This window comes from Frigoribacterium sp. PhB116 (assembly GCF_004364285.1).
Classification (GTDB): domain Bacteria; phylum Actinomycetota; class Actinomycetes; order Actinomycetales; family Microbacteriaceae; genus Frigoribacterium.
In genome coordinates this window covers 45,723-69,651 of the sequence record NZ_SOBE01000003.1, presented here as the reverse complement: position 1 = coordinate 69,651, position 23,929 = coordinate 45,723, and the positions used below count along the sequence as shown (strand labels likewise).

Sequence of the window (23,929 nt, the reverse complement as noted above, 5' to 3'; positions counted from 1 at the left end):
CCAGATCAACTCAAGTTCGAGAAAGGCACACCCGTGGCGAACATGCAGGGCGCTCCCGCCTCCACCGAGAAGCAGAAGAGCGCGCTCGAGAAGTACGGCGTCGACCTCACGGCGATCGCTCGCAGCGGCAAGCTCGACCCGGTGATCGGGCGCGACGCCGAGATCCGGCGCATCAGCCAGGTGCTCACCCGCCGCACCAAGAACAACCCCGTGCTGATCGGCGAGCCCGGCGTCGGCAAGACGGCCGTCGTCGAGGGCCTCGCCCAGCGCATCGTCGAGGGCGACGTCGCCGACTCCCTCAAGGAGAAGCGGCTGATCAGCCTCGACCTCGCCGCCCTCGTCGCCGGCGCGAAGTACCGCGGCGAGTTCGAGGAACGCCTGAAGGACGTCCTCAAGGAGATCACCCAGAGCGACGGCCAGGTCATCACCTTCATCGACGAGCTGCACACCCTCATGGGCGCAGGCGGCGGCGAGGGCTCGGTCGCCGCCTCCAACATGCTCAAGCCGATGCTCGCCCGCGGCGAGCTGCGGCTGATCGGCGCGACGACGCTCGACGAGTACCGCCAGTACATCGAGAAGGACGCCGCCCTCGAGCGCCGGTTCCAGCAGGTCTATGTCGGAGAGCCGACCGTGGAGGACACGGTCGCGATCCTCCGGGGCCTCAAGGAGAGGTACGAGGCTCACCACGGCGTCACCATCACCGACGGCGCCCTGGTGGCTGCCGCCTCCTTGTCGAACCGGTACATCCCGAGCCGCCAACTGCCCGACAAGGCCATCGACCTCGTCGACGAGGCGGGCTCCCGCCTCAAGATGGAGATCGACTCGTCGCCGGTCGAGCTCGACCAGCTCTACCGCGGCCTCGTCCGCCTGCAGATCGAAGAACTGGCGCTCAAGAAGGAGAAGGACGACGCCTCGCTCGCCCGCCTCGCGACCCTGCGCGAGACGATCGCCCAGCAGCAGGCCGCGTTCGACGACCTGAACGCCCGGTGGCAGGCCGAGAAGGCCGCGCTGCAGGGCGTCGGCACCCTCCGCAGCGACCTCAACGAAGCGCGCATCGACGCCGACCGGGCCCTCCGCGAGGGCCGCTACGAGGACGCGGCGCGCATCAGCTACGAGCGCATCCCCGACATCGAGAAGCGTCTCGCCGACGCCGAGTCGTTCGAGCAGAGCGACGAGCGCCTCGTCAGCGACAGCGTGACCGACTCCGACATCGCCGAGGTCGTCGCCGCCTGGACGGGCATCCCCGTCGGCCGGCTGCTCAGCGGCGAGACCGAGAAGCTGCTGCACCTCGAGAGCGAGCTCGGGAGGCGCCTCATCGGCCAGCGGGCCGCGGTCCAGGCCGTCAGCGAGGCCGTCCGCCGCACCCGCGCGGGCATCAGCGACCCCGACCGCCCGACCGGCTCGTTCCTGTTCCTCGGCCCGACCGGCGTCGGCAAGACCGAGCTCGCGAAGGCGCTCGCCGACTTCCTGTTCGACGACGAGAAGGCCCTCGTCCGCATCGACATGAGCGAGTACGGCGAGAAGCACAGCGTGTCCCGGCTCGTGGGCGCGCCTCCCGGCTACGTCGGCTACGAGGCCGGCGGCCAGCTCACCGAGGCGGTGCGTCGCCGGCCGTACAGCGTCGTGCTGATGGACGAGGTCGAGAAGGCCCACCCCGAGGTGTTCGACATCCTGCTGCAGGTGCTCGACGACGGCCGCCTGACCGACGGACAGGGCCGCACGGTCGACTTCCGCAACACGATCCTCGTGCTCACGTCCAACCTCGGCTCGCAGGTCATCACCGACCCCGGCCTCAGCGACCCCGAGAAGGAGGAGCTGGTGCAGGGCATGGTCCGCCAGGCCTTCAAGCCCGAGTTCGTCAACCGGCTCGACGACATCGTCGTGTTCTCGACCCTGTCGACCGACGACCTCGGCCAGATCGTCTCGCTCTACGTCGACCGGCTCGGCCGCCGCCTCACCGACCGGCGGCTGTCGCTCGCGGTGACCCCCGACGCGCGAGCCTGGCTCGCCGAGCGCGGCTACGACCCGATCTACGGCGCCCGGCCGCTGCGCCGGCTCATGCAGCGCCAGATCGACGACCAGCTCGCGATGGCGCTGCTCGGCGGCTCGATCGCCGACGGCGACACGGTGCTCGTCGACGTGGCTCCCGACGGGGAGTCGTTGAGCGTGGTGCAGCAGGTCGTGGGGGAGCCCTCGGCCGAGGTGCTCGACGACCTCGACTGAGCGGGGATCGGCAGAGGAGGCGTCAGCCGGCTCGGACGGACCGCACGGCAGACTGGGGCGCATGAGCACCTGGGTCAAGATCTGCGGACTGTCCACTCCCGAGACCGTCGACGCCGCCGTCGCCGCAGGCGCCGACGCGGTCGGCTTCGTCTTCGCGCCCGGCAGCCCGCGCACGGTCGACGCCGACACGGCCCGTGCCCTGGTGGCCCGGGTGCCGGAGGGCGTCGAGACCGTCGGCGTGTTCCGCGGCCAGGAGGTGGGGGCGGTGCTCGAGCTGGCCCGCGCCTCCGGCGTCTCGACCGTCCAGCTGCACGGCGACGAGTCCCCGGCCGACGTCGCGGCCGCGCAGGCGGCGGGGTTCCGCGTGATCCGCGCGGTCAGCGCGTCGCGCTACGTGAGCGAGACCGAGGAGGAGCGGGTCGCGTTCGGCGAGGACGCCCTGCTGCTCGACGCGGTCGAGCCCGGTGCCGGGGCCGTGTTCGACGCGGCGCCGCTGCTCTCAGCGCCGCCCGCGCGCCCCTGGCTGCTCGCCGGCGGGCTCACGCCCGGCACCGTCGCCGAGCTGCTGGCGGCGGCGCGCCCCGCCGGCGCCGTCGGGGTCGACGTCAGCTCGGGCGTCGAGTCCTCGCGCGGCGTCAAGGACGCCCGGCTCATCGCCGACTTCGTCGCCGCGGCCCGTACGCCCTGACCCCTTTGCTCAGCCGAGCAGGGCCCGCAGGTCGGCGACGAGGCGGTCGACGTGCTCCTCGGCCGTGTCGAACGAGCACATCAGGCGCACCTCGCCGGTCGCGCGGTCCCAGTCGTAGAAGTGGTGCACCGCCCGCAGCGGCTCGACGGCCTCGATCGGCAGCACGACGAACACCGCGTTGGCCTCGACCGCCTGGGTGATCGTCACCCCGGGCAGCGAGGCGAGCGCCGCCGCGAGCCGGGTCGCCATCGCGTTGGCCCGGGTCGCCGAGCGCAGCCACAGGTCGTCCTCGAACATCGCGAGGAACTGCGCCGACGTGAAGCGCATCTTCGAGGCCAGCTGCGCGTCCATCTTGCGGAGGAATACCAGGCCGGCCCGCGCCTCCTCGGAGAAGGTCACGACCGACTCGCCGAGGACGAGCCCGTTCTTCGTGCCGCCGAGCGAGACCGAGTCGACGCCGGCGTCGCGCGTGAGCGCCCGCAGCGGGACGCCGAGCGACGCGGCCGCGTTGGCGAGCCGGGCGCCGTCGAGGTGCACGGTCATCCCGTGCGCGTGCGAGCGGTCGGTGATCGCCCGGAGCTCGTCGGGCGTGTAGACCGTGCCGAGCTCGGTGCTCTGCGTGATCGTGACCGCGAGCGGCTGCGGGCGCTGCTGGTCGCCCCAGCCGTAGGCCTGACGGTCGATCAGCTCGGGGGTGAGCTTGCCGTCGGGCGTCGGGACGGTGAGCAGCTTGATGCCGCCGAGGCGCTCGGGCGCCCCGCCCTCGTCGGTGTAGACGTGGGCCGTGGTCGCGCAGATCACCGCGCCCCAGCGGGGCACGAGCGCCTGCAGGGCGGCCACGTTGGCACCGGTGCCGGTGAGGACCGGGTCGAGGGAGGTGCCCTCGCCGAAGACCTCGGCCACCACCTCGCCGAGACGACGCGTGTAGGGGTCGGCGCCGTAGGAGGCGACATGGCCGCCGTTGGCCTCGATCATCGCCTGGAGCACCTCGGGGTGCGCGCCGGCGTAGTTGTCGGAGGCGAACGTGTGGGCAGCGGGATCGTGGAGGCGCGTCACGCGTCCATCTTGCCGTGTGCCGCCCGGTCGCCGTCCGTCGCCCGGTCGCCGTCTACCGCCGCATCACCGTGCGTTGCTCGGTCTTGCGACCTCTGCAAGAATGGCTTGTGATATTCGAGATATACACATAGTGTGACGGTGAGCACAGTCGCCCAGCCCCGGCAGTGCTCCCGAGCCTGCCTCACCCGAGAGGTCCGCCATGTTCTTCCTGCACACTCCCAAGCTCGTCCTCACCGGCTCGTCGTCCTCGCTCCGCGAGACCGGCGACCGAGCGGCCGCCCTCGGCGCCGAGGTCGTCGTCGTCGACTCGTCGACGGTCGCCGCCCCCGACGCCGCCGCACCGTGCGTCGCCGAGCTCGACGGGTTCGACGTCGCCGTCGTCGCGGTCCCCGAACCGGCCTCGGCCGACGCCGCCCTCCGCGGCGCCGCGGCCCGGCTCGCCCCCGCCCTGCGGCACGGCGCCCTCGTCATCGTCCAGGGCACCGCGTGCGTCGAGCCGGAGGGGCGCCGCCTCGCGGACGACCTCGCCGAGCGGTCCGGCCTCGAGATCGGCCGTCAGTTCGACGTCGTCGGCCTCGACGGCGACCACGTGACGTGGTCCACGGGCGACGAGGGCGCGCAGACCGCGCGGCACCTCATGTCCCGTCTCGGCTGACGCGTCGCCCCCTGTCGGCCGCCTGCACCAGGATGGTCACATGGGCGGAGTGCTGATCGGGTTCGGGATCATCGGGGTGATCATCGCCGCCGGCTGGCTGGTCGGGCGCATCGACCTGCTCGGCCCGACCGGTCACCAGGTGCTCTCGCGCCTCGTCTTCTTCGTCCTCACGCCCTGCCTCCTCTTCTCCACGATCTCGCGGGCCGACGTGCACGTGCTGTTCTCGGACCTCCTCGTGGTCTCGGCCCTCGCCTCCCTCGCCGCCGCCGTGATCTCGGTGGTGCTGCTGAGGTTCGTCCTGCGTCGCTCGGCGGCGGAGACCACGATGGGCACGATGGGCGGCGCCTACGTCAACGCGAACAACATCGGGCTGCCCGTCGCGACCTACGTGCTCGGCAGCGCGACCTTCGTGGCCCCCGTGCTGCTCTACCAGCTGCTCGTCATCACGCCGATCGTGCTGACGGTGATGGACACGGTCACGAACCGCGGCAGCAGCCTCGGGCGCGCGATCGCGCGGCCGCTGCTCAACCCCCTGTTGATCGGCTCGGCGCTCGGGGTGCTCGTCGCCGTGCTCGAGATCGAGATCCCCGACCCCGTCATGCAGCCGCTGCTGCTCGTCGGCGGCGCGGCCGTGCCGGTCGTCCTGATCTCGTTCGGGATGTCGCTCTCGGGCTCGAAGCCGCTGCAGGCGCGCGAGGGCCGGGCCGACATCGCGATCGCGACGGCGCTCAAGCTCGTCGTCATGCCCGTCGTCGCCTGGGTGCTCGGCGCCTTCGTCTTCGACCTCGGGCACGACCAGCTCTTCGTCGCCGTCGTCCTGGCCGGCCTGCCGAGCGCGCAGAACGTCTTCAACTACGCCCAGCGCTACCAGGCCGGGGTCGTGGTCGCCCGCGACACCGTGCTCGTGACGACCATCGGGTCGGTGCCGCTGCTGGTGCTGGTCGCGGCACTGCTCAAGTAGGAGGCGCCTCCTCGGCAGGCAGGCCGCCTCAGAAGATCATCGGGCGGTCGTCGTCGAGCTCGGTGTCGAGCTCGAGGTCGACCACGACGGGGACGTGGTCGCTCGGGGCGTCGCCCTTGCGCTCGTCGCGGTGGATCGACGCGTCGGTGACGAGGTCGGCGAACGGCTGCGACCCCATGATGAAGTCGATCCGCATGCCCTCGTTCTTCGGGAACCGGTGCTGCTTGTAGTCCCAGTAGGTGTAGCCCTCGGGCAGGCGCGGGCGCACGACGTCCGTCAGGCCGACGCGCTCGAACGCGGCGAAGGCGTCGCGCTCGGGCTGGCTGACGTGGGTGTGGCCCTCGAAGACCGAGACGTCCCACACGTCGGTGTCGAGCGGGGCGACGTTCCAGTCGCCCATCAGCGCGAGCGGCTGGTCGGGCCGCTCGGCGATCCAGGCCTCCGTCTCGGCGGCGAGGGCGGCGAGCCAGTCGAGCTTGTAGTCGTAGTGCGGGTCGCCCAGTTCACGGCCGTTCGGCACGTAGAGCGACCAGAGGCGGACGCCCTCGACCGTGACGCCGATCGCGCGCGCCTCCTTGGGCTGGTCGAGCCCCTCCTGCCCCTTGGCGAAGCCGGGCTGGGTCGGGAACGTGATCGTGACGTCGTCCATCGGCAGGCGGCTCGCGAAGGCGACGCCGTTCCACTGGCTGAGGCCGTGCAGCTCGACCTCGTAGCCCGCCTCGCGGAACGCGTCGAAAGGGAACTGCTCGGGCTTGCACTTGATCTCCTGCAGGCCCACGACGTCGACGTCCTCCCGGACCAGCCAGTCGACCACTCGCCCGACTCGGGCACGGACGGAGTTGACGTTCCAGGTCGCGACGCGCATGCCGCCGACGCTACCGGCAGGAGGCGCACCCGGCCTGGGCGGAGCCTCCTGCCCTACCATTGGTCACCGTGACCGACGCACGCACGCAGCTCATCGACTACATCCGTTCCGAGGCCGTCTTCCACGGCGACTTCACGCTCACGAGCGGCAAGAAGGCGAGCTACTACATCGACCTGCGGAAGGTCAGCCTCGACCACCGCGTCGCCCCCCTGATCGGGCAGGTCATGGTCGACCTCATCACCGAGGTGCCCGACGTGTTCGCCGTGGGCGGCCTGACGATGGGCGCCGACCCGATCGCCTCCGCCGTGCTGCACCAGGGCGTCGCGATGGGGCGCGACTACGACGCCTTCGTCGTCCGCAAGGAGCCCAAGGACCACGGTCGCGGCAAGCAGGTCGAGGGCCCCGACCTCGAGGGCAAGCGGGTCGTCGTCCTCGAGGACACGTCGACCACCGGGGGCTCGCCCCTCGCCGCCGCGAAGGCGCTGGAGGCGGTGGGCGCGGTGATCGCGGCCGTCGCCGTCGTCGTCGACCGCAGCACCGGCGCCCGCGAGGTCATCGAGGCCGCCGGCTACCCCTACTACGCGGCCATCGGGCTGGACGACCTCGGGCTGCAGCCGTGAACGACGCGCGCGACGGCCGCGGGCCGGACGGCGAGGAGGCGGAGGCGGGCCGGGAGCCAGCGGACGACACGTCGGGGCTCGACGCGGGCGACTGGCTCGCGGCGCAGTTCGCTGACGACGACGATGACGACGACGCGGTCGACGGCGACGTGGTCGATGACGACGACGCTGACGACGACGGCGTGGTCGATCACGACGACGTGGTCGCTGACCGCCCGGCCGCCGACGGCGTGGCGGAGGACGACTCGGCCGAGGGTGACCTTGCCGAGCCCGGCCTGCGGACGGGGGCGACGCCGATCTCGGCCGAGACCGTCCGCTCCGCGCCGTTCACCGTGCCGCCTGCCCCCACCGCCGAGTCCGAGGTCGTGAAGAGCTCGGGCCACCCGATGGCGCTCGATCTCTCGGCGCTCGCCGGGACGATGCCGCCGCCCTCGCCGACCGAGCCGACGCCGTCCGCCGAGTCGACGCCGCCCGCCGAGCCGACGCCGTCCGCCGAGCCGACGCCGTCCGCCGAGCCGACGCCGTCCGCCGAGTCGACGCCGTCGGCCGACGGGGTCGACGAGAACGAGCACGAGGCCGACCCCGTCTCGGACGAGACCGTCCGGTCGGAGGCCGTCGCGCCTCCTCGCTACGAGGTCCCGCCGGCTGTCGCGCCGCGTCCTGCGCCGGTGCCGCCCGCCGCGCTGCCGCCAACCGACCCGTCGGACGCGGTCGTCGACGACGACGAGCCCGTCACCTCGGACGGCGCCTCGGTCGAGGAGCCCGAGGCCGACCCTGCGCCGCGGGACGAGCCCGGCCCCTTCACCGCCCTGATCACGCCTCCCGTCGCTCCCCAGCCCGTCTTCCCGTCGTCGTTCGACTGGAGCGCCCCGGCGGCGTCCGACGACCGGGCCGCGGGCCCGGGCCCTGACGGAGGGTCCCGGGACGACGTCGACCTGCCGCCCGCCGCGGGCGAGGACGCCGAGGAGGCGCCCGTCCCGTCGACCGACGCGGCCGACGACGCGCAGACGCGGGCGTTCGACCTCCCGGCTGCCGCGGACCCTGCTGCTGCGCCTGATCCGTCTGCGGACGGGGACGTGTCCGCGTCGTTCGAGGCGGAGGCCCGATCGACACCGGTCGGACCGGAGCCCACGTCGGCCGGGTCGGAGTTCGAGCTCGCATCCGAGCCTGAGGTCGAGTTCGCGCCCGAGGCCGCATCCGAGCCTGAGTCCGCGACCGAGGCCGAACTGCCCCGGGCCTCGAGCGAGCCTGCGTCGGCGCCGGAGCCCGCAGTCGACCTGGTCGAGCCCGTGCTCGAGCTCGACTCCGAGTCCACGGTCGAGCAGTCCCAGCCCGAGTCCGAGCCCGCAGCGGAGCAGACCGAGAACGTGGCCGAGGTGGCGAGCGAGCCCGAGCCTTCGTCCGAGCAGGCCGAGCCCGCGACCGAGTTCGCCTCGGAGCCGGACACCGAGCCCTCGACCGAGCTCGCCTCGGAGCCGGACACCGAGCCCTCGACGGAGCTCGCCTCGGAGCCCGCGAACGAGCCCGAGCCGGGCACGGCCGAGTCCGCGCCCGCGGAGCCCTGGTGGATCGCCGAGCACCACGAGATGACCCGGCGAGAGCGCCGCGAGGCCGAAGCCGCGGGGGTCGTCGTGCCGCCCGCGGTGGCGGCGTCCCCGGACGGTGCGGCTGCTGCGGCTGCGGCCGCGGCTGCTGACGACGAGAGCGCTGCCGGGGCCCCCGCCGCACCTCCTGCGGGCCTGCCCTTCGCCGCGCCGTCGGGAGCGGCGTCCGCGCCGACGGCCGACGACCCGGAGCCCACGTTCACCGAGCTGCTGGGCATCGTGCGACCGTCGGGCGACGCGCGCGAGTCGCTGGAGGACACCCCCGGCGACCCCGCGGCCGACGCGGGACGCAGCGACCTCGTCGATCCCGGCCCGCTGCCGGCGGGCGGGTCCTGGGCGCTGAGCGACGAGCTGGCCGTCGATGAGCCCCTTGCCGCTGCCGCTCCCGCCGAGGACGACGAGCTCGTGGCCCCGGCCCGGGACGACGACCCGGTCGACCTCGACGACCCGTTCGCCGCGCTCCGGGTCGAGGCCGAGGAGGACGCCCCGGACGCGGCCACGGCGGCGCTGCCCCTCGCGGGCGCAGGCCTCGCCGGCGCAGGCCTGACGGGCGCCGGGGCGACGGGGGCCGCCGCCGCGGCGGAGACCCCGCCGACCGCCGCCGCGGAACGCCCTCGCTCGGTGCCGCACACCGGCGCCGAGCTGCCCGGGCTGAGCGTCGAGGCAGGGTCGCCGTCCGCGCCGGCGGCCGCCTCCTCAGGCGTCTCGCCCCTCGTTCCGCGCGGTGGCCCGTCCGCCCCGTCGGCGCCGTCCGGCCCCGGAACGGGATCGTCCGCGGCAGGGCCCGGGAGCGGCATCGCGTCGTGGTCCCGCGGCCGCAAGGTGCTGCTCGGCGTCGCCGCGGCGCTCGTGATCGTGCTCGCGCTGGCCGCCTTGTTCGTGCTCAGCAGGTCGCTCTTCGCCGGGACGCCGCAGCCGACCGAGGCCCCGGCTGCGGCGGCGGTCGCGACCCGCACGGTCACGGCGGCACCGGCCGAGATCGCCCAGGAGGCGGTGGCCGGGCCTCTGGCGACGGGCACGCACCCGTGGAGCGACCTGCAGGGCGGCGAGTGCTTCTCGGCCTTCGAGAGCGCGTGGCAGCAGGACTACGAGGTCGTCGACTGCGGGCAGCCGCACGTCGCCCAACTCGCCTCGATCGGCGCGCTCGACGCCGACCCGGCCGCGGCGTACCCGGGGAGCGACGCGTTGCAGTCGCAGATGTCGGTGCTCTGCACCGGGGCGAGCGCGCTCGACCTCGCCGCCGCCTCCACGTACCCCGACGCGCAGTTCAGCGCGAGCTGGCCGTCGACCGACGCGGAGTGGGCCGCCGGGGTTCGTTCGTACTGGTGCTTCGTCGACCGCTCGAGCGGCGAGCCGATGACGACCAGCGTCGCGCCGGCCGCGGCCTGACCTGCCCCACCCGACCCGCTCCTCCTGCGCTCTGATCGCCCAGTTGCGCCTCTGTTGCCCGCAAATGCCGACAAAGAAGCTTGCAACAGCGGGATATCCCACTGTTGCGGCAGTCGATCGGGCCAAGTGGTCGGCATTTGCGGGCAGCGCAAGTGACGCGGACCGTGCGGGCAGCGCAGGTGACGCCGACCGTGCAGGCAGCCCAGGTGACGCGGACCGTGCGGACAACGCCGGGATGTGGACCGGCCGGCGCCGGCGCGTGTCGAGCTAGAGCTCGCTCGGCACCACGTCGGTCTCGAGCGGCTCGGCACGGACCAGCTCGTGCACGCCGCTCAGCACCTCGTTCGGGCGGAACGGATAGCGGTCGATCTCGGCCTGGTCGCTGATCCCCGTCATGACCAGGATCGTGTGCAGCCCCGCCTCGATGCCCGCGACGACGTCGGTGTCCATCCGGTCGCCGATCATCGCGGTGTTCTCGCTGTGCGCGCCGATGCGGTTCATCGCCGAGCGGAACATCATCGGGTTCGGCTTGCCGACGACGTAGGGCGACTTGTTCGTCGCGGCCGTGATCATCGCGGCGATGGCGCCCGTCGCGGGCATCGGGCCGTCGGCGCTCGGGCCGGTCGTGTCGGGGTTCGTGACGATGAAGCGGGCGCCGCCGAGGATCAGCCGGACGGCCTTCGTGATCGCGTCGAACGAGTAGTTGCGGGTCTCGCCCACGACGACGTAGTCGGGGTCGGTCTCGGTCATGATGAAGCCCGCCTCGTGCAGCGCTGTCGTCATGCCGGCCTCGCCGATGACGAAGGCCGAGCCGCCGGGCATCTGCGAGCGGCAGAAGTCTGCGGTCGCGAGGGCGCTCGTCCAGATGCGCTCCTCGGGCACGTGCAGGCCCGAGGCGCGCAGCCGCGCGCTCAGGTCACGCGGCGTGAAGATCGAGTTGTTCGTGAGCACGAGGTACGGGGTGCCCTCGTCCTGCCACTGCTGGATCAGCGCCGCGGCTCCGGGCAGGGCCTGGTTCTCGTGCACCAGCACGCCGTCCATGTCGGTCAACCAGCATTCGACCTCGTCGCGAGTACCCATGGGCACACCTTACTGAGGGCAGGCGAACGCAGGAGGTGCGGTGCCGGTCCGGCCAGCGACCTACGCTGGCCGTCGTGACCGACCAGCACCCCGAACCCGACGACACCCCCGACGACACCGCCGACGAGGCGACCGCCGAGTCCACCGCCCCACCCGATGCCGAGCCGGCTGCCGAGCCGGTCGTGGCACACGGTGTCGGCCCGTGGCCCGGCGGCGTGGACGCCTGGCCCGCCGGTGACCACTGGGACCGCGAACTGCTGCGCGACGGCGACCGGCGCAACGTCGTCGACCGCTACCGGTACTGGTCCCTCGAGGCGATCGTGGCCGACCTCGACCTCGTCCGGCACCCGTTCCACGTGGCGATCGAGAACTGGCAGCACGACATGAACATCGGCTCGATCGTGCGGAGCGCGAACGCGTTCGCCGCCGAGGCGGTCCACATCGTCGGGCGGAGGCGCTGGAACAAGCGGGGCGCGATGGTGACCGACCGCTACCAGCACGTGCAGCACCACCCGGACGTCGCCTCCTTCGTCGCCTGGGCCCAGGAGGCGGGACTCGTCGTCGTCGCGGTCGACAACGTCGACGGCTCGGTCCCGCTCGAGACGACGGCGTTGCCGGAACGCTGCGTGCTCGTGTTCGGTCAGGAGGGCCCTGGCCTCAGCCCTGAGGTGCTCGCGGCCGCGGAGCTGGTGGTCGAGATCTCGCAGTTCGGCTCGACCCGCAGCATCAACGCCTCCGCCGCAGGAGCTGTCGTCATGCACGAGTGGGTACGGCAGCACCGGTTCTAGCGAACCGGATCGGGCGTCAGCACGGTCCAGGGACACCTCTCCGGACATGAATATCAGATTAGATTTTGAACAGATGTGATATGTTGAACCGTCTTCCTCTCCGCAGGTGACACGAGAGGAGCTGAGATGAGTCGCGTACCGTCACCGACCACGATCGCTGCGGGGCACCCCCAGGGGTCCCCGACCTTCAGGCCCGATGTCGAAGGCCTGCGGGCCGTGGCTGTGGTGGTGGTGGTGGTCGGTCATCTCACCGGTCTCCCCCCGGGCGGATTCGTCGGAGTCGACGTCTTCTTCGTCATATCGGGCTTCGTCATCACCGCGGTCCTGCTGCGTGAGCTGGACCGGTCCGGCACGATCTCGCTGACGGCCTTCTACGCCCGTCGAGCCCGGCGGGTCCTGCCCGCCGCCGTGGTCGTCATCCTGGCGACGCTCGTCGCGGCAGCAGCCCTCTGGTTCACCCCGCGGTTCGCAGGCACGGTCCTCGACGCTGTCGCGTCCCTCTCGTTCGTCCAGAACTGGCACCTCATCGCGGTCGGAGCCGACTACCTCGGAGCCGACTCGCCGGCGAGCCCGCTCCAGCACTTCTGGTCGCTGGCCGTCGAGGAGCAGTTCTACCTGATCTGGCCTGTCCTGATGCTCGTCGCGACGTCGATCGCTGCTCGGCTGAGCAGCCGTCGTGCGCGCCGGGACGTCCTCGTGGGCGTGGCGTGCGCTGTCGTCGTCCTCTCCGTCGGCTACGCGGTCTGGCGCGGCGAGGCCTCGCCCAGGGCGGCCTACTTCGACTCCGTCGCCCGCCTCTGGGAGCTCGCGGCAGGTGCTCTCTGCGCCTTCGCCCGGCCCGTCGCGCAGCGCATGTGCCTGCCCCTTCGCCGCGCCGTCGTGCTGGCGGGCCAGGGGGTGCTCGTCCTGAGCCTGGTCGTCATCGATCCGAGTTCGTCCTTCCCGTGGCCCTGGGCCCTGCTCCCCGTGCTCGGCGCCTGCGCGATCGTGGTGGGCGGCTCGGGTCGGCTCGGGGGCGTCGAGACCGTGTTGGTCTCGAGTCCGGCGCGATGGGTGGGCCGCCGCTCCTACTCGATCTACCTGTGGCACTTCCCCGTGATCGTGTTCGCCGAGTCCCTCGGGCTCCGGGGCCCGCCCGCCGTCGCGGGAGGGCTGGTCGTGACGCTCGTGCTGAGCGTCCTCACGTTCCGCTTCGTCGAGGAGCCGGCACGTCTCGGAGCGTGGCTGCGCGGCTGGGAGGCGCCGGCGGACGGGGCCGACAGGGGTCGCGACCTCGTTCGACGAGCCGGTGTGGCCGGGACGGTCACCCTCGTCGTCGTGGGCATGTCCGCGGCTCAGCTCGAGGGTCCTGCCGCGCTGATCGACCCAGGGGTCGCGGTCGCCGCCGTGGGGTCCGCGCCCGAGGGCGGACCAGGGCCGGCCGGGGCCTCGGGCGTGCCGTGGGCGGCCGCCTCCCTCTCGGAGGCGCTGTCCGAGTCGGTCCTCCACCCGGAGCGAAGCTCTCCGGGTGCGCTCGACGAGGCCCTGAGTGCGTCGATGGTGCCCCAGCTGGCCTCGGATGAGTGCCGGTACCCCGTCGGCACCGCTGCCGCCGTCGCTGAGCCCTGCGATCTCGGTGACGGCGCGGCGCCGCGGACGGCCGTGCTCGTGGGCGACTCGATCGCTCTCTCCTGGTTGCCTGCGCTCGAGGCTGCGCTGGGCGGTGGCTGGCGGATCCGGGCGCTGGCCTTCGGGAGCTGTTCTGTCACCGACGCCCGTTTCCACGACGGCAACGCCGGCTCGTCCTTCGTCGAGAAGTGCGCCGACAGCCGCGCCGACCTCCGAGAGTTCGCGGCCGAGGCCGGGGCGGATCTCGTCGTGACCTCGGGCAGCGTCTCCGGGCTGGGGCGGTTGACGAGCGGCGCCACCGGTGCCGAAGCGATCGCCGAGTGGCGTCGGGGGACCGAGACGGCTGTCTCGGAGCTCGCGCTGGGCGGTGCGAGGGTCGTCGTGATCGGGGCGCCGCCACGCGGCCCCTCTCCCGTGGTCTGCGCCGCGCGGCCCACCGGCGCACAGGGGTGCGTGGCCGCGCCGGAACGACTCAGCCTCGATGCACGCACGGCAGAACGCGCGGGGGTGGAAGACGCCCGCGGACGAGGGGTCGACGTCGACTTCATCGATGTCCTGTCGTGGTTCTGCGCGGCCGACGGCGAGTGCCCCGTCGTGGCGGGGGAAGTCCTCATCCGGGCCGATGCGCAGCACCTCACGGAGGCGATGTCGCGTTCACTCGGTCTTCTCCTGCGTGACGAACTCGCCCGGCCCTGACGGGCTCATGTGATCGACCGCCACCTGGAGCAGGTCGTTGACTCAGAGAAATATCACACATATACTCAGAACGCCCGTGCCCTGTCCGGGGTCCCGCACCCGAGTGGAACGAGCTGCACATGTTGCCCCCTTCGAGTCCCGCCCTCGCCTCCCGCCTCCGGGTCTGCTTCGTCGCCGCACCCCTCATGGCCCGCAGCGGCGTGTACCGGTCGACGCTCGACCTCGTCGCCGAGGCCCGGTCCCGCGGCCTCGACTGGTCCGCGGTCGTCGGCCTGCGCGCCGCCGCGGCGGGCGTCAGCTCGCCGGCGGCGGGCGTGCGCGAGGTCGAGGTGCTGCAGCACGGGCTCGGCGTCGTCGACGAGGTCGCCCAGCTGCTTCTCGACTCGCCCGAGGTGCGTGAGGCCGACGTGGTCGTCACCCTCGTGACGCAGAGCGACGTCGCCGCGGCACGTCTCCGTTCCCCGCTCGGCCCCGCCTGGGTCGCCTGGGTCAGGGGGCTCCCGTGGCCGGCGCAGGGCGAGCAGACCCTGCTCCGTCGTCACGTGCTCCGGCTCGTCGAGACGCGCGCGCTCCGTGCAGCCGCCGACGTCTGGGCGACCACGCCGGTCCTCGCCGACGCGGTCGCGGCGGCCAGGCGACCCGAGCTCGTCCCGGCGGGCGTCCCCGCCGCGCCGCGCCTCAGCCGTGGCGAGGCGTCGGGGCGGCTCGTCTGGGCTGCCCGCCTCGACGTCGACAAGAGGCCCCGCGCCTTCGCCGACCTCGTCGCCGCCACCGGCGTCCCCGGGGCGATGTACGGCCACGGTCCGCTCGAGGCCGAGCTGCGCCGTGAGGCGCCCGCCGGGCTCTCCGTCCGCGGCTGGGCCGACCCGGCCGCCCTGTGGACCGACGCGGCGGTCTTCGTGGGCACCGCCTCCCGCGAGGCCTTCGGGCGCAGCGCCGTCGAGGCCGCGCTCGCCGGGGTGCCCGTCGTGCTCGGCGACGCCTACGGGGCCGCGCCGCTGCTCGTCACCGACGACGAGCTCCGTCGACGGTTCGTCCTCCCCGTCGACGACCCGCGGCCCTGGGCGACGGCGGTCCGTGACCTGGTCTCCGACGCCGACCTGAGGCGGCGGCTCAGCGACCACGTGCACGCCAACGCGTCGGCGCTCACGATCGGGCGCTCGGTCGACGCCGTCCTGGCCCGTCTCGGGCACCTCGGCCGCGTCGGGCAGGGGGCTGCGTGAGCGCGCCGGTGCGGGTGGTCCACTACGGAGCCCACGACCTCGACTACCCCCGCGGGCGACGCGTGCGCGAGCACCTCGCCTCCCTCCCTGGCGTGGAGCTCGCGACCGTGCCGCGCAGCCGGGCCGGCTCCCGGGCGCGTCGGGCCCTCGCCGACGTCCGGGGGCTCTGGCGAGCGTCCCGCGGGGCCGACGTCGTCGTCCTGGCAGAGTTCCGCACCACCCACGCGCCGCTCGTGCACGTGGTAGCCGGGCTCCGCCGTGCGCGTGTCGTGGTCGACGGCTTCATCGGCCTGCACGAGACCGTGGTCGTCGACAGGGGCGACGTCCCCGCGCGGTCGCTCCGGGCTCGCCGTCTCGACCTGCACGACCGGCTCGCCGTCCGCGCGAGCGACCTCTACCTGATCGACACGGATCCCCGCGCCGACGAGGTGCGGCGTCGACACCCACGGGCCCGCGAGGTCGCGGCCGTCGCCGTGGGGGCGCCGTCGTGGGCCACGTGGCAGCCGGCGGCCCCGGCCGGAGCGGGGCTCCGGGTGCTCTACTACGGCGGGTACATCGCCCTGCACGGCGTCGACCTGATGGTCGAGGCGCTCTCGCTCGCCGCGGCGCGGCGCGAGCTGCAGGTGGTCTTCGTCGGCGACGGCCCGTCACGGGCCAGGGCGGAGCAGCGCGTCCGCGACCTGGGTCTCGGGCAGATCGTCGACTTCGTCGACCCGGTCCCCGAGTCCGGCCTCCTCGAGCAACTCGCGTGGGCGGACGTCGTGCTCGGTGTCTTCGGCCCGTCGCCCAAGGCACGGTCCGTGGTCGCGAACAAGGTCTGGCAGGGCCTGGCGTGCGGCCGGGTCGTCGTGACCCAGCGTTCGTCGGCCCTGGACGACGTCGCCGAGGCGGTCGGCGACCAGCTCGTCCAGGTCGAGCCGGGTCGGGCGGGGGCGCTCGCCGACGCTCTCGTCGCCGTCGAACCGACCCGGGCCCTCGCCGGTTCGCCCGGGGTGCACGACCGCCTCGAGGCGCTCGTCGCCCGGTCGTACCGTCCCCTCTCCCGGTTCGTCCTCGCGAGCGGGGGGAGGGCGTGACGCGCGTGGCCGGCCGGGTCACCGGGTCCCAGGTGGTTCGCCTCCTGCTCCACGTCCTCGTGCCTGCCGTCAGCGCCGCGGCGCCCCTCGCGGTCATCCCCGCGGTGACCTCGCGGTTCGGGGCGTCCGGGTGGTCGGCCGTCGCCGTGGGCATGTCGGTCGGCGTCGCCGCGGCCGTCGTGGCTGAGCTCGGCTGGAGCATCGTCGGGCCCGTGCGGATCGCGCGCGACCCCGAGGCCCGGGCCGCCGTCTTCGCCCGGGCCCTGGCCAGCAAGCTCATCGCGACGGCGGTGCTGCTCCCCGTGGTCGTCGTGGTCACGGCCTTGCTGGTCGACCGGCACGTGCTCGCCGCCGTCCTGGTCGCGGTCGGCGTGGCCCTCGGCGCGCTGAGCCCCACCTGGTACTTCGTCGGGCTCGGGCGTCCGGGTCGCGTGGTGCTGACGGAGGCGCTCCCTCGCGTCGTCCTCGCCCTCGCCGCCGCGGCGGCGCTGGTGGTCGGCGCGCCCCTCGAGGCCTACGGGTCCTGCCTCGTGCTGGCCGTCGTCGCCACCGCCGTGCTCACCCCCCTCGTCGACGACGCCGCCCGGTTCCCGTCCCGACAGGCGTTCGCCGAGGTCCCCCTGGTCGTCCGCGAGCAGGCGGTGCTCGTGCTGGGACGCGCGGTGACGACGACGTACAAGTCCCTCCCCGTGGCGCTCCTCGGGGTGACGGCACCCGCCTCGGTGGCGGCCTTCGCCGCGACCGACCGCCCGCTCCGCATGGGGCTCCAGGTGCTGTCCGCCGTCCCCGACCGCCTCCAGACCTGGGTCGGCACGCCCGACGCCGAGCTCGCACGGCGCCGGAGCGCCGTCTCGCTCGGGGTGAACACCGGGCTCGGCGTCGTCGCGGGGACGGTGTTCGCGGTCGCGATGCCGTCGGTCTCCGGCTGGCTCTTCGCGGGCGCGGTCGACGTGGGACGCGACCTCGCCGTGTGGGGCGGTGCGCTCGTCACCGTCATCTGCTCCTCGCGGGGCGCCGGCCTCGCCCTGGTGAGCGCGGGGCGTCACGGCCACACCACCACGGCCGCGATCGCCGCCGCGCTCGTGGGCGTCCCCGGCGTCCTGGCGGCGGGTGCCGCCGCCGGGGCGACCGGTGCCGTGGCGGCTCTCGTGCTCGCCGAGGGCGTCGGACTCGTCGTGCAGCTGGGGCTGCTGGTCGGCGCGGGTGGTCGAGCCGGTCCCGTGCTCGCGACGCGTGCCTCCCTCACCGGGGCGTCGTCGTGATGGTCGCTGCCGCGGCGGGGGCGACCGTGCTCCTCGTGGCCCTCGTGGGCGGCCTGCTGCTGCCGTCCGACCTGCGTCGCGGGGTCGCCCTCGTGGCCGCGGTCGCCGTGCTCGTCTCCGCCTCCTCGCCGTCCGCGCCCGAATCCGTCCGCACGGCCGCGGTCGTCGGCGTCGTGGTCCTGCTCGCGGGCGCCGCGGCGTCCCCGCGCTCCTGGTTCGTCCCGCCGCCGCGGGCCACCGTCGCCACCGGCGCGCTGTTCGTCGTGCTCGTCGTGCTGGTGCTCCTCCGGGCGCCGTCCACGATCGTCCTGATGGCCGAGCTCGCCGCCGTCGGCCTGCTCGTCTCATGGACGATCGCCACGGCGTCCGCCCGCGACCTCCTCCTGCTCGTCCGGGGACTCGTCGTCCTCGGGGTCGGCCAGGCCCTGCTCGGCATCGTGGAGCTGACCGTGCTGCACCGCCCGGTGCCCTGGGGCTACAAGGTGCGCGCCGACGGCAGCGTCTTCGCGGGCCCGAACAGGATCCTCCCCGGAGACCTCACCCGCGTCGAGGGCACGCTCGGACACCCCATCCCCTACGCCGTGTTCTTGGCCGTGTGCCTCGTCGTCCTGCTGGCCCACCCGCGGCTCCTGCCGTCGCCGGTCGTGCTCGCCCTCACGTCCCTCCTCGTGGTGGGCGTGTTGCTCTCCGGCAGTCGCAGCGTCGTCGCGGCGCTCGTCGCGGCCCTCACGCACCTGCTCGTCACGTCGGCCCAGAGCAGGCGGCTCCTCAACGTGATCACGTCGGCCGTGGCGTCCGTCGTCGTCGTGTGGCTCCTGGAAGGGGAGATCGCCGACGGCTTCGTCACCCTGATCAACTCCGGCTCCTGGGAGAACCGCGTCGGGGCGCTGGCGAGCGTGCCGGGGCTCCTCGGCCGGCCCCCGCTCGAGGCGCTGCTCGGCTCGGGCTTCGGCAGCGAGCCGGAGCTCTACGCGAGGGGGCTGCTGCCGCAGGGCGGCTTCACGGTGATCGACAACCAGCTCGTCTCGACCCTCGCGGCCTTCGGCGTCGTGGGCGTCCTCGCGCTGGTCGCGGCCCTCGTCGTCGGCTTCGCGCGGGCCGCGCGCGTGGGCCGGGCTGTGCTCCTGGTGATGGCGGTCGTGCTGTTCTCCTTCGACTGGTTCGTCTGGTTCTCGATGGCGGCGCTAGCATTCGGGGCGGCAGCATGGGCACCACGACCTGACGTCGCCCCCGGCACCCCGGCCCGCGCTGCGCACGTCGCGACCCGGCAGGACTTCGTCCACGTCGGGCCCACCCGAGCAGGAAGTCCGTCACGATGACCCGATCCCCCTCCGGCGCCGACCGAGGCGCCGATCGCCCCCTCGACGTGGCCGTCATCGGCACCCGCGGCTACCCCAGCTACTACGGCGGCTTCGAGACCGCGGTGCGCCACCTGGCGCCGTGGCTCGCCGAGCGGGGCTGGGGCGTGACCGTCTACGGCCGCCCCGGCTCGACCGCCCCCGCCGACCCCGCTCGTGACGGACGGGTCGTCAGCCGGCTCACCCGCGGCGTGGAGTCCAAGTCGCTCAGCACCCTGTCGTACGGGTTCACGGCCGTCGTCGACGCCGTGCGTCGTCGGCCGGACGTCGCTCTCGTCATGAACGTGGCCAACGGCTTCTGGATCCCGCTCCTCCGCCTCCGGGGCATCCCCGTCGTCGTCAACGTCGACGGGATCGAGTGGGAGCGCGAGAAGTGGGGCCGGGCCGCACGTGCCGTGTTCCGGGCGGGTGCCGTGATGACCGCCCGGTGGGGCACCGTCCTCGTCTGCGACGCACAGGAGATCCGTCGGCGCTGGAGCGAGATGTGGGGCGTGGACGGCGTGTTCATCCCCTACGGCGGCAGCGAGGTCGACGACCTCCCCGTCGAGCCGGGGCTGGAGTCCGGCCGTTACGTCCTCATGGTGGCTCGGTTCGTGCCCGAGAACACGGTGGCCGAGTTCCTCGCCGCCGCGGCGGAGCTCGCGGGGACCCACGACGTCGTCGTCGTCGGCTCGAGCGGCTACGGCGGGGAGCTCGACGAGGCAGCCCGCCGGCTGGCCGACGAGCACCCCCGGATGCAGTGGCTCGGGCACCTCAGCGACGACGCCCGGTTGTTCTCGCTGTGGCAGCACGCGGGTGCGTACTTCCACGGCCACAGCGTCGGCGGCACGAACCCCGCGCTGGTCCAGGCCATGATGTGCGGCACCCCGGTCGTCGCGCGCGACACGGTCTACAACCGCGAGGTCCTCGCCGACACGGGGACGTTCGTCGAGCCCGACCCCGCCAGCATCGCCGCCGGTCTCAGGGCGGTCCTCGACGACGAGGAGGCGGCCAGGACGATGGGCGACGCGGCCCGGTCGCGAGCCCGTGAGCACTACAGCTGGCCAGCCATCTGCCAGGCCTACGAGGACGAGCTCCGCTCGCTCGGGGGCAGGCGGGGAAGGCGCCGGTCGCGCTGACGCCGCGGCGCAGCGGAGCCCGGCGAGCTCGCGGGCACGTGCGGGCTCGTCCGTGCCGGTGGGGGGCTCGTCAGACCGCGAGCGCTCGGGAGAAGTAGTCGGCGACGGACTCGGTCGCGGCCGTGATCTGACGCGTCGCGCGGGCGTAGGTGGACGTGCCGTGGCCGAACGGGTCGACGACGTCGTCGTCGCCGGCGACGACCAGCGCGCCCGATCCGCGACGCGACGCCACGAGTGCGGTCGCAGCCGTCATGCGGTCGACCGCGCCGGGCAGGGACTCGACCGCACGGGCGAGGTCGTCCTGGTCGACCGCCCGGGAGAGCCGGGCGAACTCGACGAGGGTGAAGGCCCAGCGCGCGGCCCTGGGGACCGCCCGGGCTGCGGCACCCCGGTGCTCGCGGGCCAGGCCGAGCACGAGGCTGCTCGCCCGGACGGTCTCGGCCGTGAGGTCGGCCGCCCGGTGCTCGGCCAGGTCGAGGCCGAGCAGCGACGCCTGCTCGAGCATCGGTGGCGGCACGGGTGCGCCCGCCACTGCCCGCGTGCCGGCGCTGGAGCAGCGGACGTGGCCGAGTGCCTGGTCGAGGAGCGCTGCCGCCACGGGCGACCTGCAGATGTTGCCCGTGCAGACGGCGAGGACGACGAAGTCGGTCATGCCGGCGCCCCGGACGGGGAGAGCGCGGCGGCGCGGGTGGTGGTGGTGGCGGGGGGAGTCGGGGCCGGGGCGGGCGTCACGGGCGCTGTGCCGGCCGTCCCGGGCGTCGGACCCGTGCCGTGGCCGTAGTAGGCGCCGTAGTGGCCGTAGCCGTAGGCGTCCCGTCCGCGGAGGGGAGCCATCGTCAGGACGACGCCGAGGGTCCGGCTGCCGATCTCGCTGACGGCGAGCAGGGCCTGCCGGAGCTGCGGCCTCGTCGACCGCCGGGCCGAGGCGGAGAGGATCACGCCGCTGACGAGCCGGCTCACGACCGCGGCGTCGGTGACGGGGAGAAGGGGCGGCGAGTCGATGACGACGAAGTCGAACATCGCGGTGGCGTGCTGGACGAGGCTCCGCATCGCCGTGGAGCCGAGCAGCTCGCTCGGGTTCGGGGGCACCGGGCCGGAGGGCAGGACCGAGAGGCGCTGCGAGCCCCAGGGCTGGAGCACGTCGTCGACCTCGGCCCGCCCGACGAGCAGGTCGGTGAGCCCTACGGCGCCCTCGATGCCCATCAGCTCGGCGACGCGCGGACGCCGGAGGTCGGCGTCGACCAGCAGGACCGAGGCCCCGGTCTCGGCGAGGCAGATCGCCAGGTTGGCCGCCGTGGTCGACTTGCCCTCGGACGGCATGGCGGAGGTGACGAGGAACGAGCGCTCGGCACGGTCGAACGAGGTGAACTGCAGGTTGGTCCGCAGCGCGCGGTAGGCCTCGGCGAGGGGGCTGCGCGGCTCGTTCTGCACGATGAGGGGTGCGGTCGGGGACTCGTCGTGCTGGCCGATGGTGCCGAGCACGGGCGCGTCGGTGAGGGACTCGACGTCGGACTTGCCGCGGACGCGGACGTCGAGGGTGCGGCGCAGGAGGCTCGCCGCGACGCCGGCGAGGAGGCCGAGGACGCCGCCCACGGAGAGCGCGAGCACCGGCGACGGCGACGAGGGGCGGGAGGCCGCGACGGGTGTGTCCAGCCTCTCGATGGTGACGAGGGGGACGCCTCCGTCGGGCGCCTCGAGCTCCGTCTCGACGACCGACTCGAAGCTCGCCGCGACGGCGCTCGTCAGGGCGGCCGCCGCCGCCGGGTCGGTGTCGCTCGCGGAGAGGTCGATGAGGGCCGTGTTGGGCGGGCTGGAGGCCGACACGCGGGCGGCCAGCGCCGCGGGCGTCTCGTCGAGGCCGAGCTCGGCGATCACGGGGGCGAGCACCCGGCCGCTCGTGACGACGTCGACGTACGACCTGACCTTCGCCTGGGCGGCGCTGCTGCCCTGCACGAGGTCGCCGGCGCTGGACGTGCCGAGGGGCGCGACCGAGACGAAGAGCTGCGTGCTCGACGTGAACGTCTTGGGCGTCATGAGCGTCACGGCGGCGGCCGTCATGAGCGCGACGGCGGTGACGGCGACCACGAGCAGCCACGAGCTGCGGATGGTGGCGATGAAGTCCTTGAGTTCCATGGGTCGGGTTCCCTGCGTCGTCGGCGTCGGGACGCCGGTGGTGGTCGGTGAGGAGGTGGGGGGAGGGAGGCGGCGCGGCTCAGCGCAGGCCGAGCGCCGAGAGCACGACGTCGGCCTTGTGCTGCCAGGTCGCCTCGGCCGGGATGGACGGCCGCAGCCGCGGCACCCGGGGGCCGTCGCCGACGAGGGCGGCGAGCCGGTCGGCGTGCTCGGCGAGGGGAGCGACGACGACCCCGTCGAGGCCTCGGGAGCTGGCGCCGCAGACCGGGGTGCTCAGCACCGGCAGGCCGGCGGCTCGGTACTCGTACGTCTTGATGACGTCGCCGCCGACCTCTCGCTCGCCGACGTGGTGGGGGACCCAGCCGACGTCGAAGGTGCGGAGGAGCGCGGGTACGTCGTCGTAGTGGACGTCGCCGAGCAGCGTGACGTTCGCGGCGCCCTGGAGGGGAGCCCGGTACTCGGCGTCGAGGACGGGCCCGGCGAAGACGAAGTGCGCCGTCGGGTGCCGACGCACGGTGGCGAGGATGCCCTCGAGGTCGAGCCGTCGTCCGATCTTGCCCACGTAGCCCACGGTCGTCCGGCCCTCGGCCGCGGACGACGGGTCGTAGCGCTCGGGGTCGCACCCGTTCGGCAGCAGGACGACGTCGTCCCGGCCGAATCGCCGGGCGAGCTCGGCGGTGCCCGCCCCGTTCGCCGTGACCACGTCGGCGCGGGCGAAGGCGGCGGCGTAGGCCTCGCGCACCTGGGTGCGGACCGACCGGAACGCGTAGTGCTGGGTCCAGTCGTCGAGCAGGTCGAGCACGACGCGTCGTCGCCCGCCGAACGGATCGGCCCGGGTCGGGGCGGTCGCGACGAAGGGGTTCCAGACGAGGGCCGGCGTCGAGTCGAGAAAGCCGGGGACCACAGGGTAGGAGGCGACGGAGTCGGGCCACCACCGACGGCGGTCACGGAGGTGGGGGACCCGCCAGGCGCGGGGCTCGACCGACCGGGTGCCGGCGGCGACGGTGCCGCGTGCCGACCGGCGCGGGAGGGGAGGCTCGGGTCGGGAGACGACCGTCACGCCGCCCTGCTCGGCGAGGCGTGAGCCGAGCCACTCGATCAGGTGGCCGTCACGGGTGCGGTACCCCTCGCCGAGCAGCTTGCGCTGTCCGTGCATCGGGTAGGCCAGCACGGCGGTGGACGAGCGGGGGCAGATCGACCGGGTCGATCTCGCCGGCGAGGGGGAAGCCGAAGCCGGAGCGGGGGCGGAGGCGGAGGTGGAGGCAGGAGCGGCAGAGGAGGTCATCGGGTCCTCGGGGAGATCGACGCGGCGTGCCGTCACGAGCGGCCCGATCAGCGGCGACGGCCGCGTGATATGTCGAGTATGGCAGTGATGTTCCAATTTCACCAGGGTCGTGTCCCCCGCATGCGGGTCCGCCGCCGTCCTCGGTCCGCCCTTCGGGGGACCGGGCGGGGTGAAGGTGGGGGTGAATTGACCGACACGCGCCGTTCGGGGTACACGTGTCGCCCAGACTGGGACCGGGTCG

The 23,929-nt window shown here is 73.8% G+C and carries 19 protein-coding genes; 13 read left to right on the top strand and 6 right to left on the bottom strand.

Annotated elements, in window-relative coordinates:
• Nucleotides 1-33 precede the first annotated feature (33 nt).
• Together EDF20_RS11635 and EDF20_RS11630 are read left to right on the top strand one after the other, a co-directional pair.
• Nucleotides 34-2,223, top strand: coding sequence for an AAA family ATPase (locus EDF20_RS11635; RefSeq protein WP_279586176.1), 2,190 nt, complete (start codon nt 34-36; stop codon nt 2,221-2,223).
• A 61-nt stretch (nt 2,224-2,284) separates the two neighbouring features.
• Entirely contained in the window at nt 2,285-2,911 is a 627-nt protein-coding gene (locus EDF20_RS11630) for a phosphoribosylanthranilate isomerase (RefSeq protein ID WP_133738784.1), read from the top strand.
• 9 nt (nt 2,912-2,920) lie between these two features.
• On the opposite strand, the gene EDF20_RS11625 is transcribed toward EDF20_RS11630, so the two are convergent.
• Entirely contained in the window at nt 2,921-3,967 is a 1,047-nt protein-coding gene (locus tag EDF20_RS11625) for a low specificity L-threonine aldolase (protein WP_133738783.1), read from the bottom strand.
• Between the two features lie 199 nt (nt 3,968-4,166).
• On the opposite strand from EDF20_RS11625, the gene EDF20_RS11620 reads away from it, so the two are divergent.
• The gene (locus tag EDF20_RS11620; RefSeq protein ID WP_133738782.1) at nt 4,167-4,622 is read left to right on the top strand and encodes a hypothetical protein; all 456 of its coding nucleotides are present in this window, start codon (nt 4,167-4,169) and stop codon (nt 4,620-4,622) included.
• A 40-nt stretch (nt 4,623-4,662) separates the two neighbouring features.
• Nucleotides 4,663-5,583 carry an AEC family transporter gene (locus tag EDF20_RS11615; RefSeq protein ID WP_123548536.1) on the top strand — a complete coding sequence of 307 codons (921 nt, stop codon included), beginning with the start codon at nt 4,663-4,665 and terminating at the stop codon, nt 5,581-5,583.
• 28 nt (nt 5,584-5,611) lie between these two features.
• Here EDF20_RS11615 and EDF20_RS11610 read toward each other — a convergent pair whose 3' ends face one another.
• A complete protein-coding gene (locus EDF20_RS11610; RefSeq protein WP_133738781.1) occupies nt 5,612-6,448 on the bottom strand; it encodes an exodeoxyribonuclease III in 837 nt (278 codons plus the stop codon).
• Between the two features lie 68 nt (nt 6,449-6,516).
• Between EDF20_RS11610 and pyrE the strand changes: the two genes are divergently transcribed.
• Together pyrE and EDF20_RS11600 are read left to right on the top strand one after the other, a co-directional pair.
• Nucleotides 6,517-7,068 carry an orotate phosphoribosyltransferase gene (gene pyrE, locus EDF20_RS11605; RefSeq protein ID WP_123548607.1) on the top strand — a complete coding sequence of 184 codons (552 nt, stop codon included), beginning with the start codon at nt 6,517-6,519 and terminating at the stop codon, nt 7,066-7,068.
• Complete coding sequence (locus tag EDF20_RS11600) at nt 7,065-10,061, top strand: septum formation family protein (RefSeq protein ID WP_133738780.1); 2,997 nt, start codon at nt 7,065-7,067, stop codon at nt 10,059-10,061. Before pyrE ends, EDF20_RS11600 begins: the two co-directional genes overlap by 4 nt.
• 267 nt (nt 10,062-10,328) lie before the next feature.
• On the opposite strand, the gene EDF20_RS11595 is transcribed toward EDF20_RS11600, so the two are convergent.
• Complete coding sequence (locus EDF20_RS11595; protein ID WP_133738779.1) at nt 10,329-11,141, bottom strand: HAD-IIA family hydrolase; 813 nt, start codon at nt 11,139-11,141, stop codon at nt 10,329-10,331.
• A gap of 182 nt (nt 11,142-11,323) precedes the next feature.
• On the opposite strand from EDF20_RS11595, the gene EDF20_RS11590 reads away from it, so the two are divergent.
• From EDF20_RS11590 to EDF20_RS11560, 7 genes are all read left to right on the top strand, one after another.
• Entirely contained in the window at nt 11,324-11,929 is a 606-nt protein-coding gene (locus EDF20_RS11590; RefSeq protein WP_233569193.1) for an RNA methyltransferase, read from the top strand.
• A 126-nt stretch (nt 11,930-12,055) separates the two neighbouring features.
• Entirely contained in the window at nt 12,056-14,233 is a 2,178-nt protein-coding gene (locus tag EDF20_RS11585; protein WP_133738778.1) for an acyltransferase family protein, read from the top strand.
• Nucleotides 14,234-14,352: 119 nt separating this feature from the next.
• On the top strand, nt 14,353-15,456 hold the full coding sequence (locus tag EDF20_RS11580) for a glycosyltransferase (protein ID WP_133738777.1): 1,104 nt from the start codon (nt 14,353-14,355) through the stop codon (nt 15,454-15,456).
• Nucleotides 15,453-16,532, top strand: coding sequence for a glycosyltransferase (locus EDF20_RS11575; protein ID WP_133738776.1), 1,080 nt, complete (start codon nt 15,453-15,455; stop codon nt 16,530-16,532). The genes EDF20_RS11580 and EDF20_RS11575 overlap by 4 nt, the downstream gene beginning before the upstream one ends.
• Nucleotides 16,529-17,794, top strand: a complete 1,266-nt coding sequence (locus tag EDF20_RS11570; RefSeq protein WP_123548543.1) for a hypothetical protein — start codon at nt 16,529-16,531, stop codon at nt 17,792-17,794. The genes EDF20_RS11575 and EDF20_RS11570 overlap by 4 nt, the downstream gene beginning before the upstream one ends.
• On the top strand, nt 17,791-19,113 hold the full coding sequence (locus tag EDF20_RS11565; RefSeq protein WP_133738775.1) for a hypothetical protein: 1,323 nt from the start codon (nt 17,791-17,793) through the stop codon (nt 19,111-19,113). Before EDF20_RS11570 ends, EDF20_RS11565 begins: the two co-directional genes overlap by 4 nt.
• Nucleotides 19,110-20,270, top strand: coding sequence for a glycosyltransferase (locus EDF20_RS11560; RefSeq protein ID WP_133738774.1), 1,161 nt, complete (start codon nt 19,110-19,112; stop codon nt 20,268-20,270). Before EDF20_RS11565 ends, EDF20_RS11560 begins: the two co-directional genes overlap by 4 nt.
• A gap of 70 nt (nt 20,271-20,340) precedes the next feature.
• On the opposite strand, the gene EDF20_RS11555 is transcribed toward EDF20_RS11560, so the two are convergent.
• From EDF20_RS11555 to EDF20_RS11545, 3 genes are all read right to left on the bottom strand, one after another.
• The gene (locus EDF20_RS11555) at nt 20,341-20,922 is read right to left on the bottom strand and encodes a low molecular weight phosphatase family protein (RefSeq protein ID WP_133738773.1); all 582 of its coding nucleotides are present in this window, start codon (nt 20,920-20,922) and stop codon (nt 20,341-20,343) included.
• Nucleotides 20,919-22,403 carry a polysaccharide biosynthesis tyrosine autokinase gene (locus EDF20_RS11550; protein WP_133738772.1) on the bottom strand — a complete coding sequence of 495 codons (1,485 nt, stop codon included), beginning with the start codon at nt 22,401-22,403 and terminating at the stop codon, nt 20,919-20,921. The genes EDF20_RS11555 and EDF20_RS11550 overlap by 4 nt, the downstream gene beginning before the upstream one ends.
• Nucleotides 22,404-22,482: 79 nt before the next feature.
• On the bottom strand, nt 22,483-23,688 hold the full coding sequence (locus tag EDF20_RS11545) for a glycosyltransferase (protein ID WP_208292635.1): 1,206 nt from the start codon (nt 23,686-23,688) through the stop codon (nt 22,483-22,485).
• Between the last annotated feature and the right edge of the window lie 241 nt (nt 23,689-23,929).

Coding starts and splice junctions, on each gene's coding strand:
- EDF20_RS11630 (WP_133738784.1), top strand. CDS start 2,285: ATGAGCACCTGGGTCAAGATCTGCGGACTGTCCACTCCCGAGACCGTC.
- EDF20_RS11620 (WP_133738782.1), top strand. CDS start 4,167: ATGTTCTTCCTGCACACTCCCAAGCTCGTCCTCACCGGCTCGTCGTCC.
- EDF20_RS11615 (WP_123548536.1), top strand. CDS start 4,663: ATGGGCGGAGTGCTGATCGGGTTCGGGATCATCGGGGTGATCATCGCC.
- EDF20_RS11610 (WP_133738781.1), bottom strand. CDS start 6,448: ATGCGCGTCGCGACCTGGAACGTCAACTCCGTCCGTGCCCGAGTCGGG.
- EDF20_RS11595 (WP_133738779.1), bottom strand. CDS start 11,141: ATGGGTACTCGCGACGAGGTCGAATGCTGGTTGACCGACATGGACGGC.
- EDF20_RS11585 (WP_133738778.1), top strand. CDS start 12,056: ATGAGTCGCGTACCGTCACCGACCACGATCGCTGCGGGGCACCCCCAG.
- EDF20_RS11580 (WP_133738777.1), top strand. CDS start 14,353: ATGTTGCCCCCTTCGAGTCCCGCCCTCGCCTCCCGCCTCCGGGTCTGC.
- EDF20_RS11560 (WP_133738774.1), top strand. CDS start 19,110: ATGACCCGATCCCCCTCCGGCGCCGACCGAGGCGCCGATCGCCCCCTC.
- EDF20_RS11555 (WP_133738773.1), bottom strand. CDS start 20,922: ATGACCGACTTCGTCGTCCTCGCCGTCTGCACGGGCAACATCTGCAGG.
- EDF20_RS11550 (WP_133738772.1), bottom strand. CDS start 22,403: ATGGAACTCAAGGACTTCATCGCCACCATCCGCAGCTCGTGGCTGCTC.
- EDF20_RS11545 (WP_208292635.1), bottom strand. CDS start 23,688: ATGACCTCCTCTGCCGCTCCTGCCTCCACCTCCGCCTCCGCCCCCGCT.